Below are 14,971 nucleotides of genomic sequence, written 5' to 3' on the forward strand. Positions count from 1 at the left end.
GCTAACAGCGCGGCATGCCCGAGGGCCGGCTCGGCATGTCGGTCGTACCGGCAGCGACCTGCCAGCCGCCGCCGTTGTAGAGCGCCTTCGGCGAACCGCTGACGATCGTGTACCACAGCTGGTAGCTGGTGGCGTTGCGCTCGGAGTAGCACGAGACGACCAGGCTCGTCGACCTCGGGATGAAGCCGTTGGCGCAGTTCGTGCCGTCGTAGTTGCCGAACGAGGTGGTCCGCTCGGGGCAGGTGCCGCTCGTCGTCGTGACCGTCCAGGAGGTGGGAGCGGGCGCCGCGACCGTTCCGCTCACGTTGCCGGTGGGCGCGGACGCCCCCGCCTTGTTCACGGCCCGCACCTGCAGCGTGTAGCTGCCCGCACCCAGCCCGGATCGGCTGTACGAGGTGTTCGAGTTCACGTTGATCCACGAGCCGCCCGAGTTGGTGCTCACCTCGTAGCGGAGGCCCGCGCCGCCGCCCGGGTTCGCGGTCACCGCACCCCAGCTCCAGGTGAGCGTGGCGGGCGCGGTGTTGCCGGACCCCGAAACCCCCAGTCCGCCCGGGGTCGGCGGGACCGCCTGCGCGGTGATGGAGATCGAGGCCGCCGCGACGGCGCTCGTCTTGCCGCCGGAGTTCACGGCACGCACCTCGATGCTGTGGCCGCCTGCCTGCACGGTGACGTCGCCCGTGTTCAGGGCGGGCGTGCGCGTCCAGCCGCCGCCGTCGATCCGCCACTCGTACTCGACCGAGCCGCCGTTCGCGGCGACGCCGGCCCAGCTGGCGCGGATGACCGCGTTGGGCGCCCAGGGGTCGACCGTCGTGATCGACGGCGCGGGGGTGGCCGGCGTGCCGTAGGGGATCACCCCGTTGCTCCACGCCGACCATTCGCCCGGGCCGTGCTCGTTGACGGCACGCACCGAGAACTGGTAGCTCGTGCCGTTGGTGAGGCCCGTGATCTCGCAGGCGGGCGGAACGCAGTCGGCGGGCACGGCGACGGCGGGGGTCGAGCGCACCTCGTACGAGGTGATCGGCTTGCCGTTGGAGGCCGGCGCCTGGAATCCGATCGTGACGGCGCCCTCGTCGCCCTGCCCCGGAACCGTGGGCTTCTGCGTCTGATCCGGCACGTCGCTCACGACGACCGTGATGAGACCGTTGACCGCGCGATCCGGATCCTCGGTGGCGTCGTGGATCGTGTAGACGATGTTGATCGTGCCGGACTTGAGGGCGGGGTTGGGCGTCACCCGGATCTGGTCTGCCGTGAAGCTCACGCCCGCCGGCTCGCCGTCGTTCTGCACCTTCGCGTTCACGATCGTGAGCGCCTCGCCGGTCGCCGCGTAGGGGTTGAAGTCGTTCACGAGCGGGCTCGTGATGACCACGCCGTCGCCGCGCTGGGTCTCGTAGGCGTCATCGACCGCGAGGGCGGGAGGGCGCGTCGAGCCCACCACGATCACGTGGACGGTGCCGGGCACCGTGAACTTGTCCCAGCGCAGCGTCACCGCGAGGTCGAAGGCGGTGCCCTTCGGGGTGTTGCGCGGCGTCGACACCGTGAGCTGCGAGCCGTCCAGGCTCCCGGTGAGCTTGGGACCGGTCCCTGCGAGCTCCGAATAGGTCACCTGCTGCAGGATCTCGGGGTTCGGGTGCCCCGTCGCCGCCCGCAGGTCGATCGTGGCCGTCTCGCCGACCTCGACCTGCAGCTGCGGGGTCGTGAAGGTCGGCGGGGTGTCGCGGAACTCGGGATCGCCGACCACGATCGGCAGGGTCAGGGTCGCGTAATTGCCCTTGGGGTCGTCGGCGGACGCCCCGTCGGTCACCGTGAAGGTGATCGACGCGGGGCCGCGGTAGTTCTGCGGTCCCTGGTAGCGGATCGTCTCCTTGTCGACGAAGTTCTTCGAACCGTCGCTCTGCAGCGCGGTCACGCTTGAGGCGTCCGGGATCCAGGCGTCGCGCCCCGAGGGCACCTTGAGGATGTCGGAGAGCTTCCACTCGCGCGACTCGTTCATCGGCACGTACTGGATCGGCAGCGCGGGGTCGATGAGCGGCGGGTCGTCGAAGCTGTCGTCGACCGCCGCCGGCACGAGGATGAACGCGGTCGCCGACAGTCCGTCGGTCTCGTTCGTCACCCGGTAGGCGATCGCCTGGCGCTTCTCGCCCGGCGTCACGGTGATCTTGCCGATGCGATCGGCGTCGACCTCGCCCGAGGAGGCGTTCGGACCTTCGAGCGAGACGACGAGGTCGGAGTTGCGCCCCGCGGGGTTGAACGCCGAGCCGTCGAAGATGTCGACCGTGACCGTCTTCTTGCCGGCGATCTGCTTGAGGGTGAGCGCGAGGTCCTTCGCCGACGGCGGCATGAGCGGCGCCTCCGGGGTCACCTGCACCATGGCGTAGCTGTTGGTCGAGCCGCCGAGCTCGTTGACGAGCCGGTAGCGGATGGCGAAGGTGCCCTCCTCCTTCGGCGCGGTCACCACGAGGTAGCGCTCGTCGACGACCTCCGCCTCGATGCCCTCCGGCACCTCGACGAGCTTCTTGTCGACGTGGATGCGCGAGCCCTGCGGGTCGGAGTCGTTCGCGGTCAGGTCGACCTGGGCGATCTTTCCGGGTCGCACCGAGATGCTGTCGGGCACCGCGCTGGGGTTCTGCGCGGCATCCGGGGGCTGGATGACGGCGATGCGGATCTCGGCGGTGCCGGTCGCGCCGAAGGCGTCGAACACCTGGTACGAGAAGGTGTCGGTGCCCGCGACGCCCGGGAAGGCCGTGTAGACGAGGTAGTCGGTGCCGAGCTCGTCGAGCGACCCCATCGACGGGCCGGTGGGGGTGCGCAGCAGCTGCACCGAGTCGCCGTCGGGGTCGATGCGCTGCAGCGGCAGGTCGACGCGGATGGTGCCGCCCGCGAGCACCCGGGCGATCACCGGGACCGGCTTCGGTTCGCGGTTGGACTCCTCCTCGACGCGGGTCACCGTGAACACCACGGTGGCCGCGGCGCTCTCGCCGTAGGCGTCCAGCACCCGGTAGGCGGCCTGGTACTGGCCGGGCTCGTCGGGGGCCTGGAAACGCACGGTGTCGTCGTTGACGAAGGCGATGCCGGCGGTCGGCTCGGTGACGAGCTCGTCGGCGAGGAACATCCGCGCGTCGTCGGGGTGCTCGTCGTTGGCGAGCACCTTCACCGTCACGATGTCGCCCGCGCGCACGGTCACGAGGTCGTCGCGGGCGATCGGCGGCTGGTGCTTCGTGAGCGGGGGCACCGGCACGATGGTGACGCCCGCCGACGCCGTCGCGGAGCCGTCCGAGATCGTGTAGGTGAAGCCGATCTGCGAGGTGAGCGCCTGCGGCGAGGTCACCCGGATGAGCGTCGCCTCGAGCAGCTCGACCACGACGCCCTTGGCCTGCACGTCGGCGGGCACCGAGATCGACTGGACGGCGAGGATGCGCCCGCTCGGGCTCACATCGTTGCTGAGCACTGAGACCGTGGTGGGCTCGTCGGCGCGCAGGTAGGCGGTGTCCTTGACGGCGACCGGCGGCAGCACGTCGTCGACGGGAGGATCCTTGACGTCGATGCGGATGATGCCCGTGCTGGGCACCCCTCCCGCGGTCACCGAGTACTCGACGTAGTAGACGCCCGCCGTGCCCGCCGAGAACTGGACGACGTTCTGCTCGCTGTCGAGGGAGATCGTCGCACCGTCGCCCGGGTCGTCGATGCTCGCGATCGCGAGTGCGGCGCCGCCCGGCGAGAGGTCGTTCTCGAGCGGCTTGATGGTGACCTGCTCACCGGTGAACGCGCTCGCGAAGTCGGGGGTGCCGACCGGCTTGAGCGCCCCCGCAGGCTGCACGTCGACGATGAGCGTTCCCGTGACCGCGTCACCGGAGCCGTCGGTCACCTGGAACTGCACCTCCTTCTCGCCGAGCTCGGAGGTCTGGTGGGTGAAGGTGACGACGCCGTCGGGGGTGAAGCGCACGAGGTCGCCCGAGGTGGGGGCGGCGCCCGAGAGGTAGAGGTCGTCGCCGTCGGGGTCGCGCCAGTTGGCGAGCACGTTGTAGGCGACGGTCTGGTTCGCCTCGACGCTCGTGGCCGAGGTGCGCAGCTCGACCGGCAGCGCGTTCACGCCGTCCGGGACGACCCGCAGGCTCACGCGCGCGGTCGTCGTCCCGCCGCGCCCGTCGTCGATCGTGTAGTCGAAGCCGACGCCGCCCGAGTACGACGGATCGGGGGTGAACTGCAGGGCGCGACCCCCGTCGATGAGGTCGAGTCGTCCCGTCGACTCGGTGACGGCGCCGTGGTCGGAGATGACGAGCACGTCGCCGTCCGGGTCGGAGTCGTTGTCGAGCACCGAGAGGATCGTCGTGCGGCCGGGACGGATGCCGAAGTCGTCGTCGACCGCGGTCGGCGGGCGGTTCTGGTCGGTGCGCTGCGCGAGGGTGTCCTCGAAGGACTGCAGGGCCGACTGGTCGTCTCCCTCCTCCTCGTTCTCCTCCTGCTCGGGCGGGATCACGTCGTCCCAGTTGTCGACGAGACGCATGTTCTCGGCCGGCAGCCAGACGTTGCCGTTGCTGAGGTCGTTGAGCACGATGACGCTGCGGTTCACGCGGAACTCGAGGCGGCTGCCCGCGGTCGGCTGGTCGATGTCCTGGCCCTGCGGGGCGCTGCCTTCGCAGGCGATCAGGTAGCGCTGCGCGTGCGCCCACGCGCCGTGCGCGCAGCCCGCGACGTTCACGGGGGCCGCGACGTCCTCCGGGTCGCTCGTCGAGGCACCCGTCTCGGCGTCGATCGCCTCGACCGCGCCCGACCCGAGGTCGACGCGCAGCAGTCCGGATCCGGTGGCCAGCACGGCGAAGCCCGAGACCGGGCCGCTCTGCTGGAGGCGCAGGGCACGATCGTCGCCGAGCTCGCGCACCGTGCCGTCCTGGTCGACGAGCGAGTTGGTCGACTCGTCGAGGGCCACGACACGCTCGCCGATGGCGGCGAGCTGGAACTCGCCGATCCCCGGGAAGGCCGACTCGATCGGCACGTCCGCCAGAGTCGGGATGCGGTAGAGCGTCTTGTCGTGAGGCGAGACCGCGACGATCGCGCCGGACGGCGTCACGACGGCGTGGCCGCCCTCACCGAGCTCGAGCAGCGGCGGCGTGGAGACGAAGTTGAGCTGCAGGTCGCCCACCGCGGAGAGCGCCCAGAGCTGGCCGCGCGACACGACCGCGATGACCTCGCCTCCGTAGCTCACCTCGGCGTCGGGCGGCAGGTCGACGGAGCTCGTGACCGTGGTGGACGCCGCATCGACCGACTCGAGGCGGTCGTTGTCGGGGTCGACGAGGAAGGTCGAGTCGCCGTCCTGCAGCACGTCGAAGTCGGGCGACGACGCCATGACCGAGCCGTTGAGCTCGTCGATCTGCTTGTTGAGTCGCCCGCCGCGCAGCAGCTCGCCGTTGGTGACCCACACGTCGCGCGAGGTGAGCTCGACATCGGTGACCGGGAAGCCGGGGTGCAGGGCGGCCACCGTGAGGGTGCCGCCGGCGACGAGCGAGATCGTGGCGACGGTGGCGACGGTCTTGCGGCGTGCACGCCACCAGCCCCGCGCCAGCACCCCCATCCGCTCCCTCTCCCCCTCGTTCCGCCCCGCTCCGGGGGTCAAGCCGGAACAGGCTAACATGCGAGGCGACTTCGTTTTCGCCCCGTAAACGGGGACTACTCCCCATCCTCCGCGGGCGGAGGAGCCGACCCGGCGGCCGCATTGCGCTCGAGCAGCACGAGGTCCTCGCGGCTCACCAGCCGGCTCGCGACGGCGTACTCGACGAGGCGCGAACGACGGTTGGTGGCGAGCTTGCCGCGACCGCCGCGCAGCCCCCGCACCCCCACCTTGTCGAGCTTCTCGCAGACGTTGTCGAGCTTGCGGTTGAAGGTCGTGAGCGGCCAACCGAGCCGCTCGGCGGCCTGCGCCGAACTCGGGATCTCGCCACGGCCGGGCGAGTCCTGGTTCAGCACCTGCTCGGAGAGGGCGAGCACGAGGAGCCGCTGCGAGCTCGTGAGCGGCACGACGCCGATCGTGGTCGTCCCGGAGGCGCCCGCGTGGATCATCGTGGTCGAGAAGTACTGCTCGTCGTTCTCGATCGTGAAGTCGTAGGTGGTGGATCCCGCGCTGAACAGCACCTGCACGAGCGGGAACACGATCGGAAGCCGCGCGCCCGGAGGCAGCCAGGCCTGGACGCCCCCGGAGCCGTCGGTGATCGTCGCCGAGAGCAGGCTGCCGACGTTCGCGATCCACCACAGCCCGCGATCCTCGGTGAGCAGCAGGAAGCGTCGGTGCAGGTACGGGTTGTCGTCGATCTCGAGGTCGCCCTCGCGCCCGATCACGAAGTCGGTCCCCGCGACGGCGGTGTACCGCTCCCCGCAGAACTCGACCCGCAGTGCGCTCGTCACGGTCACGCCGGCGGGTAGCAGGTGACGAGCGGTTCGGAGGTCTTGCCCGAGCGCAGCACCATGATCTGCACGCACAGCGGCGTGCCCTCGACGTAGCCGTCGACCACGACCGCGTCGCCCGAGACGGGATGCAGCTGGGGCTCGTCGGCACGGTCGAGCTTCCAGACGAGCTGGTCGTCGTCCTCGGGGTCGGGGATCATGACGGGGAACGTGACGGTGCCCGCATCGGCCGTCGGCGTCCCGGAGAGTTCGGGGACGGGGAGCGCCTGCGGCACGACGGCGTCGGCGCTCGGCCGCGTCGTGGGGCCCGGATCGGGTTCGGTCGGGGTGCCGCCGAATAGCACGACGCCCACCACGACCGCCGCGACGACGATCGCAGCCACGACGCCGACCACGATGCCGACGATCACCCCGCGCCGGGAACGCGGTTCCGCGGCGGCGGGCTCGGCGACCGGCGCATCCGCGGGCGCGGCGGCCCCCCGCGGGCGGACGACGGTCTGCTCGGCGACGGCAGCGGGTTCGGCAGCAGGTGCGGCGGGCTGGGCCTGGATCGTGGTCGACGAGCGCACGCGTGTCTCGTCAGCACTCGGGGCCGGGCTCGGGGCCGGGCTCGGCGCGGATGGTGCCGCCGGAAGCGGCTGCGCCTCGATCGTCGCCACCTGGCGCACCCGGGTCTCGTCGTCGCCGCCCGTGTCCGCCGGACGCTGCGGCGCCTCGAGATGCAGATTCGGCACCTCGAGCTCGGTGCGCGCGTAGCCGAGCTCCATCTCGACGCGCTGCAGAGCCCGCCCGAAGTCGAGGGCCGTCGCGAAGCGGTCCTCGCGCTCGGTCGCCATGCCCTTCTGCAGCACGGCGATGAGCGAGCGCGGGATGTCGGTGCGATCCATCGGGGTGATCGCGCCGCGCTCGATGCGGCCGATGAGGTCGAGGGTGCCGTTCGAGCGGCCCCGCACCTCGAAGGGCGTCTGGCCGGCGAGCACCGTCCAGATCGTCGCGGCGAGCGAGAACACGTCGCTGCGCACATCCGGATTCGGGTCGTCCTCGAACATCTCGGGCGGCGACCACGGCACCGAGAGGCCCACCTGGCCGCTCGTGCCGCCCGTGCTCGTGTCGGCGACCGCGCCGGCGACCGTCGTCGTGTGGGCGGGGATCGCGTCGTCGACCGCGGAGGAGATGCCGAAGTCGGTGAGCGCGGGCCAGCCGTAGTCGTTGCTGAGCACATTCGCGGGCTTGATGTCGCGGTGCAGGATGCCCGCGCCGTGCGCCGTGTGCACGGCGCTCGAGAGACGCACCCCGGTGCGCAGAGCGTCCGCGACGGCGAGCGGCGCCTGCTTGTACCGCTCGGCGAGGCTCGGGCCCGAGCAGTACTCCATGACGAAGTACGGCCGGTCGTCATCCGCCACATCGGCGTGGTAAATCGTGACGATGTAAGGATGCGCGGACAGCTGCGCCATGAGGTTCGCCTCGGCGACGAACGCGGCCCGGTTCGCCGGGGTCAGCTCGTCGAGCAGCAGCACCTTGACCGCGACGCGCCGCTTCGGCAGCTGCTGGTCATAGAGGAACACATCCGAGAAGCCGCCCGAGCCGAGCAGCCGCACGTAGCTGTAGCCGCGGAGCTCCGGCGGCGTCGATGCCGTGCGGCGCATCAGACCTCCTCGACGCGCAGCACCACGCCGCCGCCGAGATCCACCGAGGTGCCGACGATGACCGGCACGGGCTCGCCCGCGCGCAGCCGCTGCGTCTCGCCGGTGGGCAGCACGAGACTCGTGCCGTTGCGGGAATGCAGGTCCGTGACGACGGCCGTTCCGCCCTCGAGGGCGATCCGCACGTGCGAACGGGAGATGTCCTGGTCCCCGCCGGTGACCGTGACGAGCCGCGGCAGCTGACCGGCGGGCACGCCCGACACGCTCGGCGAACGGCCGATCACGAGCGCCTGGTCGAGCACCTCGCGGGTGCCGTTCGGAAGCACCACCACGACGGAGGGGGGCGGAGGGGGCGGCGGTGCCGCGGCCGCGCGCGCTGCGCGATCACCGCGCCGTCGGCCGAGCGACGAGACGAGCACCGTGCTGCCGTCGTGGTCGCCCTCGTCGTCGGCGGACCCGGCGGGCGCGGCCGTCTCTTCGTCGGCGTCCTCCGCGGGTCGCACGGCGGCGTCCTGCACGGAGCGGTACATCGTCTCGCCGAACAGGTAGTCGTACCCGCCGTCGGCCGCCGACTCGGCCGGGGTCTCGACGGGCGCCGGGGGCGGAGGCGGCGGCGCCGGGATCTCGGCCGCCGGCGGCACGGTCACCTCGGTAATCGCGGTCGCCTCGGGAACGGCCGTCGCCTCCGGGATCGCCGTCGCCTCCGGGATCGCCGTCGCCTCGGGCAGCTCGACGACGGGCGCATCCACCACGGGCGCATCGACCACGGGCGGCGCCGCGATCGGCTGCGGCTGCGCGGGTGCCGGCGGCAGCGGCGCGGGCGACACGATCGCCTCCGCCGTCGCCCCCGTCGCGAACGCGGATGCCCGCACGACCCCCGCCTCGAGCGGCAGCTCGGCGGCGCCGGCGCCCGGCAGCGCCACGGCGATCACGCCCCCCGGCAGTCGACGCTCGATCCACGTCGTGGCCCCCGAGCCCGACACCTGCTCCGCGCCCACCCGCACCACGGCATCGCCGCGCACGATGACGTTCACGCCGCCGTCCGCCGCCTCGACGAAGGCGAACGAGGGAGTCGCGAACAGGCCGCCCGCCGCGAGGTTCTCGAGCACCCCGGAGGGGCCGCGCTCGTCACGCACCCGCACCCACAGCCGGTCGATGGCCTCGGCGCCGAGTGCGGCGTCGACGAAGAGTTGGCGCGCCGGGGTGATGAAGGCGAGCCAGCCGCTCGAAGCGGCTGCGTAGCGGTGGGTCACGGTCAAGCCCTCGGCATCGTGTCTTCGAGAAGACGGCGGTCGCGGTCGATGGTCTCTTCAGGATCGGGGGTCTCGCCGGTCAGCTCCGACTCCACGACGACGACCGTCACGTTGTCGCGGCCGCCCGCGGCGATCGCCGCGCCCACGAGGCGCTCCGCGAGGGTCGGCCCGTCCGGCTCCCGCGCGGCCTGCTGGTCGTGGAACACGATGATGCGGGCGATCTCGTCGTCGTCGAGCTCCTTGGTGAGCCCGTCGCTGCACAGCAGGAAGCTCTGACGCCCGCGGACCGGCAGCAGCCAGATGTCGGGCTCCACCTCGGCGTCCGCGCCGAGAGCGCGGGTCACCACGTTGCGCTGCGGGTGCGTGACGGCGTCGACGGGCAGGATGAGGCCCGCATCGATGAGCTCCTGGACGGCCGAGTGGTCGACGCTCTGCTGCTCCAGCTGGCGGCCGTCCCAGCTGTAGGTGCGCGAGTCGCCCACGTTGAACGCCATCCAGTGCGGGCCGGCGCCCTCGATGTCGACGAGGGCGACGCCCGTGAGCGTGGTACCCGAGAGCGCGTCGTCGCGCAACGCGGTCACCGCCGCGTTCGCCGCGCGGATCGCCTCCAGCACCGCGCGGGCCGTCGCCGGGCTCCCGGTCCGCGCCTCGGCGAACGCCGACACCGCGGCACGGCTCGCGAGATCGCCGTGGGCGTGCCCGCCCATGCCGTCCGCGACCACCCAGAACGGGGCCGCCGCGAGAAAGCTGTCCTCGTTGGCCGCGCGCACCGAGCCGACGTCGCTGTGACCGGCATGCCGCAGCTGCACGACGACATCGCCGATCGCGAACTCCTCGCGGCTCTCCACCGACACTCCCCCGTCCCTACGCGGTCTGAGCAAACCTAGCAACCTCCCGCGGGCGAGTTGTACCGCCCCGAACGGGGACTGCTCCCCATGCCGCGCCGGCGGCCGGCACCTCACTCGGCGGGCGGCAGGTGGTCGGCGCCGAGCAGATAGGAGCCGAGCTCGATGACCGCGCCATCCGGCACGGGCGAGAACTCCGTCGAGGTCACGATCGTGCGACGACGGTTCGCGACGACCGCGACCCCGTTCGTCGAATTGAGGTCCAGCACGAACAGTCCGCCGTCGTAGGGCAGCACGATCGCGTGATTCTTCGACACCGTCTTTCCGGCATCCTCGACCGTCACGAGCTTCGCGCCCGGGAAGCCGTCCACCTCGAAAGGCTTGCGACCCACGACGATCGCGCCGTCGACGCTCACCCGATCGCCGTCGGCGAGCAGCAGCACCCAGCCGGCCGACACGTGGCGCGGCGGCCCACCCGGGAAGAACACCGGTTCGGAGGGGTCGCGCGGCGGGATCCCGCGGCCGACGAGCTTCGTGCGGGTGTCGATCAGGCCCGGCTCGAGGTCGCCGCCCTGCAGCCACGGCGGACGCAGCACCGGCTGATCAGGCGGGAAGTACCCGGGCGGACGCTCATCCATGCCTGAATCATTTCCGGGCGAGGCGACCGCGTCAAGCGTCGTGGCCGTCTGCCGTCGACTCGCGTGGCGAAATCCTCATCTTGACGAGACTCGCCACCACGGCGACCGTCATCGCGACCACGATCACGCCCAACGACACCCAGGTGGAGATCTCCGGCGCCCACTCGACGCCGTGCCCGCCGTTGATGAACGGCAGCTCGTTCTCGTGCAGGGCGTGCAGCACGAGCTTCACGCCGATGAAGGCCAGGATGAACGCGATCCCGTACTTGAGGTAGACGAGCTTCTCGACCAGATCGCCCAGCAGGAAGTACAGCTGGCGAAGGCCCATGAGCGCGAAGACGTTGGCGGTGAACACGATGAACGGGCTGCGGGTGATGCCGAAGATCGCCGGGATCGAGTCGAGCGCGAACACCAGATCGGTCGTGCCGAGCGCCACGAACACCATGAGCACCGGGGTGAACACCTTGCGGCCGTCGATCACGGTGCGCACCTTCGAGCCGTCGAAGGTGTCGGTGATGGCGACGCGCTTGCGGAACCAGCCGAGCAGGCGGCTCTCGCGCTCCACCTCGTCCTCATGCCCCGTCCGCACCTGCTGGATGGCGGTGTACACGAGGAACGCGCCGAAGATGTAGAACACCCAGCTGAAGTTCTCGATGAGCGCAGCGCCCAGCAGGATGAAGATGCCGCGGAACACGAGCGCCAGGATGATGCCCACCATGAGGATCTCCTGCTGGTAGCGGCGCGGCACCTGGAATCGGGCCATGATCAGCAGGAACACGAACAGGTTGTCGATCGACAGGCTGTACTCGGTGAGCCAGCCCGCCACGAACTGGCCCGCGTGCTCGGCGTCGCCGAGCCACAGCATGAGGCCCGCGAAGACGAGGGCGAGCGCCACGTAGAAGCCGATCCACAGCGCCGACTCCCGGGTGGACGGGACGTGCGGGCGCCGGTAGGCGAGGATCAGGTCGAAGGCGAGGATGAGGCCCAGAACGACGTAGGTGCCGATCTCGAACCAGAGCGGGAGTGCCAGCAAGGGGATCCTTTCGGGGATGGATGTTCCTCGAACGTCTCTCCCGCGCGGATCCTGCACCGTCCAACGGTGCGGATGCCGCGGTCGCGACCGGGGCTGCGGCATCGGAGCCCGTGATGACGGTCGCGACGAGGTGGGATACTCCCCTTCGCGCGGTTAGTCTAGCGGGACGACCCGAGCCAGGAGCACCTCATGACCGAGCCGCAGACCCCGACCCCGATCGAGACCCGCCAGTACAAGCCGCAGACCCCGTGGGTGAGCGCGGTGGGCTACTTCATCTTCTTCAGCCGCTGGCTGCAGGCGCCGCTCTACCTCGGCCTCATCGTCGCCCAGGCGATCTACGTCGTGGTGTTCATGACGGAGCTGTGGCACCTCGGCGAGAAGGTCGTGGGCTCGTTCCTGCACCCCGGCGACGGGCATTACGCGCTCGAGGAGTCGGACGTGATGCTGGCCGTGCTCGGCCTCATCGACGTCGTCATGATCGCGAACCTGCTCATCATGGTGATCATCGGCGGCTACGAGACCTTCGTCTCGCGCATCAAGGTCGACGGCCACCCCGACCAGCCCGAGTGGCTCAGCCACGTGAACGCCAACGTGCTCAAGGTGAAGCTCGCGATGGCGATCATCGGCATCTCCTCCATCCACCTGCTGAAGACCTTCATCGAGGTGGGCGACCTCGGATCCCCGCGCGGCGAGTCGGAGACGGGCGCCGTCTACACCGGCGAGGGCGTGTTCTGGCAGGTGATGATCCACCTGACCTTCATCGTCTCGGCGGTGGCGCTCGCCCTCATCGACCGTTGGTCGGTCAAGGCGCACATCGCGAAGGCGATCGCCGAGCAGCCGCTCGAGCCGGCGCTGCCGAGCGCCGCACACTGAGCGAGCTCAGCTCGCGAGCGGCTCGATGAGGGCCGGGTCGCGCGGGTCGACCGCACGGGAGTTGTTGACGCGGCGATCGACCTCGTACCCGGTGAGAGTCGCGGCGACCTCGGCGGAGGCCGCGTCGAGCAGGGCGAGCGTGCGCTCCTTGTCGGCATCCGACTCGAGCTTCACCGGAGCGAGCCACTCGTCGTAGGCGTCGCGCGTGAGGAAGGCCGGCATCCGGTCGTGCACCTCACCGGATGCGTCGCGCGCCTCGCGCGTGATGATGACGCAGGAGACGGCCCAGTCGCCGTCGACCTTGCGTGCCGTCGCGAGCCCGGCGGCGGCCAGGATGGGGTGCGCACCGTGCAGGAAGTGCGGCTGCTTGTCGCCCGCCTCGCCGGTCCACTCGAAGTAGCCGCGCATCGGCACGATGCAGCGGGTGCTCGCGAACGCCGCCTTCCACAGGCCGTTCACGGCGATCGTCTCGAGGCGGGCGTTGAACTGGGGCCGGGTCTTCGCGGTGAGAAACGGCGGATGGAAGTCCCACTCGGCTGCCACGACGCGACGCTCCACCTCGCCCGTCGCGCTGTCGCGGCGCTCGCGCACGATCGGCACGAGCTCGGTGGGTGCGATCGAGAACTGCGGACGCCAGTCGCGGAAGTCGTTGCCGGCAGCGACGAACTCCTCGATCAGCTCGTTGGTCTCGGCGTCGTTCGCGAATCGTCCGCACATGCGGGCATCATCCCGCGAGCATCCGACAGCGGATCAGTGCGCCGCATCGTAGGCGTCGACCACCTCGGCCTTGATGCGCCCGCGATCGCCGACCGCGTAGCCGTTGCCCTGCGCCCAGGAGCGGATGGCGGCGAGCCGCTCGGCGTCCGAACCCTTCGCGCGGGGGCGGGCGGCCGCGCGCGTCGGGGCTCCGCCGACCCGGCGGCCGGCCGCCACATAGGGTGCGAGCGCGTCGGCGAGGGCGCGGGCATTCGCCGCGCTCAGGTCGATCTCGTACTCCGCGCCGTCGAGGCTGAACCGCGTACTGCGCGTTCCGGCCGGAAGCTCCTCGCCGTCGAGGTCGTCGGTGAGCACGGTGATCGTCTTCTTCGCCATGTGGGCGAGTGTACGGCCCGCGTGATCGCGACGGAATGCGCCGCCCGGGAACGCGAAGAGCCCGGCCAGAGGCCGGGCTCTTCGTCTGGGTGACCCCAGCGGGATTCGAACCCGCGTTACCGCCGTGAGAGGGCGGCGTACTAGGCCGCTATACGATGGGGCCGTTTCGCGACAACTTGACGATTATGCCATAGTGCGCGGCGCCCTCCAAAACGAGTCGACCGGGCCTACGCCAGCACGCGCAAGGCGCCCGGTTCGACCTCGACCTCGAGCGGTAGCGGCGCGATCCGCTCGCCGTCGGCGTAGGCCACGATCTCGGTGTCCACCTCGATGCGGACGCGTTTCGCGCGGCGCATGACGACCCGCGGATCGCTCGTATGGGTGCCCTGGAACACCCGCGGGAAGATCCGCAGGAACGAGAGGCGCGACAGCGGCTTCACGATCATCACGTCGAGCAGGCCGTCGTCGAGCGCGGCATCCGGGGTGATCTTCATGCCCCCGCCGAGCGAGACGCTGTTGCCCACCGACACCATGAGGGCGTCCAGCTCGAGCGCCTCGCCGTCGAGTTCCACGCGGTAGCGGTGCGGTGTGAGCCCGACCAGCTCGGCGAGCAGCGCGAGGATGTAGCGGCTCGGGCCCTTCGGGTGCTGCATGAGGTTGGCGCGCTCGTTGACGATCGCGTCGAAGCCGGCCGAGAGGGCGCAGGCGAACCAGCGTTCGGATGCCGAGCCGTCGGCATCCGTCCAGCGGATGCGCGCGGCGTCGATCACCCGGGGGCTGCGTTGCAGCGCCGCATCCAGGTGCCGGATGGCGGCCTCCGTGTCGTCGAAGGGGATGCCGAGGCCGCGCGCCATGTCGTTGCCGGTGCCCGAGGGCACGATGCCGAGCGGCACCTTCGTACCGACCAGGAGGTTCGTGCCGAGGTTGACCATGCCGTCGCCGCCGACCACGACGAGCGCGTCGGGGCGCGACGTCACCGCGGCACGGGCCGAGACCATGAGCGAGTCGAAGTCGGGTTCGGTGAGCGAGGTCACCTCGTGACCGAGTGCCCGCAGCGTCTGCACGACCGCCGGGCCGACGTCGCGGCTGGATCCGAACGACGCCGAGGGGTTGATGGCGACGACAACCCGCTTCGGCCTCGTCGTCATCCCGCCATCATCCCATCCCCGGGCACGCCCTCACCTCCGAGCCATCTCCGCGA

General features: G+C 71.0%; 11 protein-coding genes and 1 tRNA gene. 1 reads left to right on the plus strand and 11 read right to left on the minus strand.

The window, feature by feature from the left end; translation table 11 throughout:
- Position 1: 1 nt before the first annotated feature.
- From FLP23_RS11960 to FLP23_RS11990, 7 genes are all read right to left on the minus strand, one after another.
- Positions 2-5,608 carry an Ig-like domain-containing protein gene (locus tag FLP23_RS11960; protein ID WP_168200446.1) on the minus strand — a complete coding sequence of 1,869 codons (5,607 nt, stop codon included), beginning with the start codon at positions 5,606-5,608 and terminating at the stop codon, positions 2-4.
- A 53-nt stretch (positions 5,609-5,661) separates the two neighbouring features.
- On the minus strand, positions 5,662-6,393 hold the full coding sequence (locus tag FLP23_RS11965) for a hypothetical protein (protein WP_149326309.1): 732 nt from the start codon (positions 6,391-6,393) through the stop codon (positions 5,662-5,664).
- 2 nt (positions 6,394-6,395) lie between these two features.
- Complete coding sequence (locus tag FLP23_RS11970) at positions 6,396-8,039, minus strand: serine/threonine-protein kinase (RefSeq protein ID WP_149326073.1); 1,644 nt, start codon at positions 8,037-8,039, stop codon at positions 6,396-6,398.
- Positions 8,039-9,289, minus strand: coding sequence for an FHA domain-containing protein (locus FLP23_RS11975; protein ID WP_149326074.1), 1,251 nt, complete (start codon positions 9,287-9,289; stop codon positions 8,039-8,041). The genes FLP23_RS11970 and FLP23_RS11975 overlap by 1 nt, the downstream gene beginning before the upstream one ends.
- A 2-nt stretch (positions 9,290-9,291) precedes the next feature.
- Entirely contained in the window at positions 9,292-10,143 is an 852-nt protein-coding gene (locus FLP23_RS11980; protein WP_149326075.1) for a PP2C family protein-serine/threonine phosphatase, read from the minus strand.
- Positions 10,144-10,247: 104 nt separating this feature from the next.
- Positions 10,248-10,772, minus strand: a complete 525-nt coding sequence (locus tag FLP23_RS11985) for an FHA domain-containing protein (RefSeq protein ID WP_149326076.1) — start codon at positions 10,770-10,772, stop codon at positions 10,248-10,250.
- Positions 10,773-10,803: 31 nt separating this feature from the next.
- On the minus strand, positions 10,804-11,802 hold the full coding sequence (locus FLP23_RS11990; RefSeq protein ID WP_246140134.1) for a TerC family protein: 999 nt from the start codon (positions 11,800-11,802) through the stop codon (positions 10,804-10,806).
- A gap of 192 nt (positions 11,803-11,994) precedes the next feature.
- Between FLP23_RS11990 and FLP23_RS11995 the strand changes: the two genes are divergently transcribed.
- Positions 11,995-12,678 (plus strand): TIGR00645 family protein, encoded by a 684-nt coding sequence (locus FLP23_RS11995; RefSeq protein WP_149326078.1) that lies wholly within the window; start codon positions 11,995-11,997, stop codon positions 12,676-12,678.
- A 6-nt stretch (positions 12,679-12,684) separates the two neighbouring features.
- Here the strand turns inward: FLP23_RS11995 and FLP23_RS12000 are convergent, their stop codons facing one another.
- From FLP23_RS12000 to FLP23_RS12015, 4 genes are all read right to left on the minus strand, one after another.
- Complete coding sequence (locus tag FLP23_RS12000) at positions 12,685-13,395, minus strand: SOS response-associated peptidase (RefSeq protein ID WP_149326079.1); 711 nt, start codon at positions 13,393-13,395, stop codon at positions 12,685-12,687.
- Positions 13,396-13,428: 33 nt separating this feature from the next.
- Positions 13,429-13,770, minus strand: coding sequence for a histone-like nucleoid-structuring protein Lsr2 (locus tag FLP23_RS12005; protein WP_149326080.1), 342 nt, complete (start codon positions 13,768-13,770; stop codon positions 13,429-13,431).
- A gap of 90 nt (positions 13,771-13,860) precedes the next feature.
- Positions 13,861-13,933: transfer RNA gene (locus FLP23_RS12010), tRNA-Glu, on the minus strand.
- 64 nt (positions 13,934-13,997) lie between these two features.
- Positions 13,998-14,918, minus strand: a complete 921-nt coding sequence (locus tag FLP23_RS12015) for a diacylglycerol/lipid kinase family protein (protein ID WP_149326081.1) — start codon at positions 14,916-14,918, stop codon at positions 13,998-14,000.
- Between the last annotated feature and the right edge of the window lie 53 nt (positions 14,919-14,971).

The organism is Protaetiibacter larvae, from assembly GCF_008365275.1.
GTDB lineage: Bacteria > Actinomycetota > Actinomycetes > Actinomycetales > Microbacteriaceae > Homoserinibacter > Homoserinibacter larvae.

Coding starts and splice junctions, on each gene's coding strand:
- FLP23_RS12005 (WP_149326080.1), bottom strand. CDS start 13,770: ATGGCGAAGAAGACGATCACCGTGCTCACCGACGACCTCGACGGCGAG.
- FLP23_RS12000 (WP_149326079.1), bottom strand. CDS start 13,395: ATGTGCGGACGATTCGCGAACGACGCCGAGACCAACGAGCTGATCGAG.
- FLP23_RS11985 (WP_149326076.1), bottom strand. CDS start 10,772: ATGGATGAGCGTCCGCCCGGGTACTTCCCGCCTGATCAGCCGGTGCTG.
- FLP23_RS11970 (WP_149326073.1), bottom strand. CDS start 8,039: ATGCGCCGCACGGCATCGACGCCGCCGGAGCTCCGCGGCTACAGCTAC.
- FLP23_RS11995 (WP_149326078.1), top strand. CDS start 11,995: ATGACCGAGCCGCAGACCCCGACCCCGATCGAGACCCGCCAGTACAAG.
- FLP23_RS12015 (WP_149326081.1), bottom strand. CDS start 14,918: ATGACGACGAGGCCGAAGCGGGTTGTCGTCGCCATCAACCCCTCGGCG.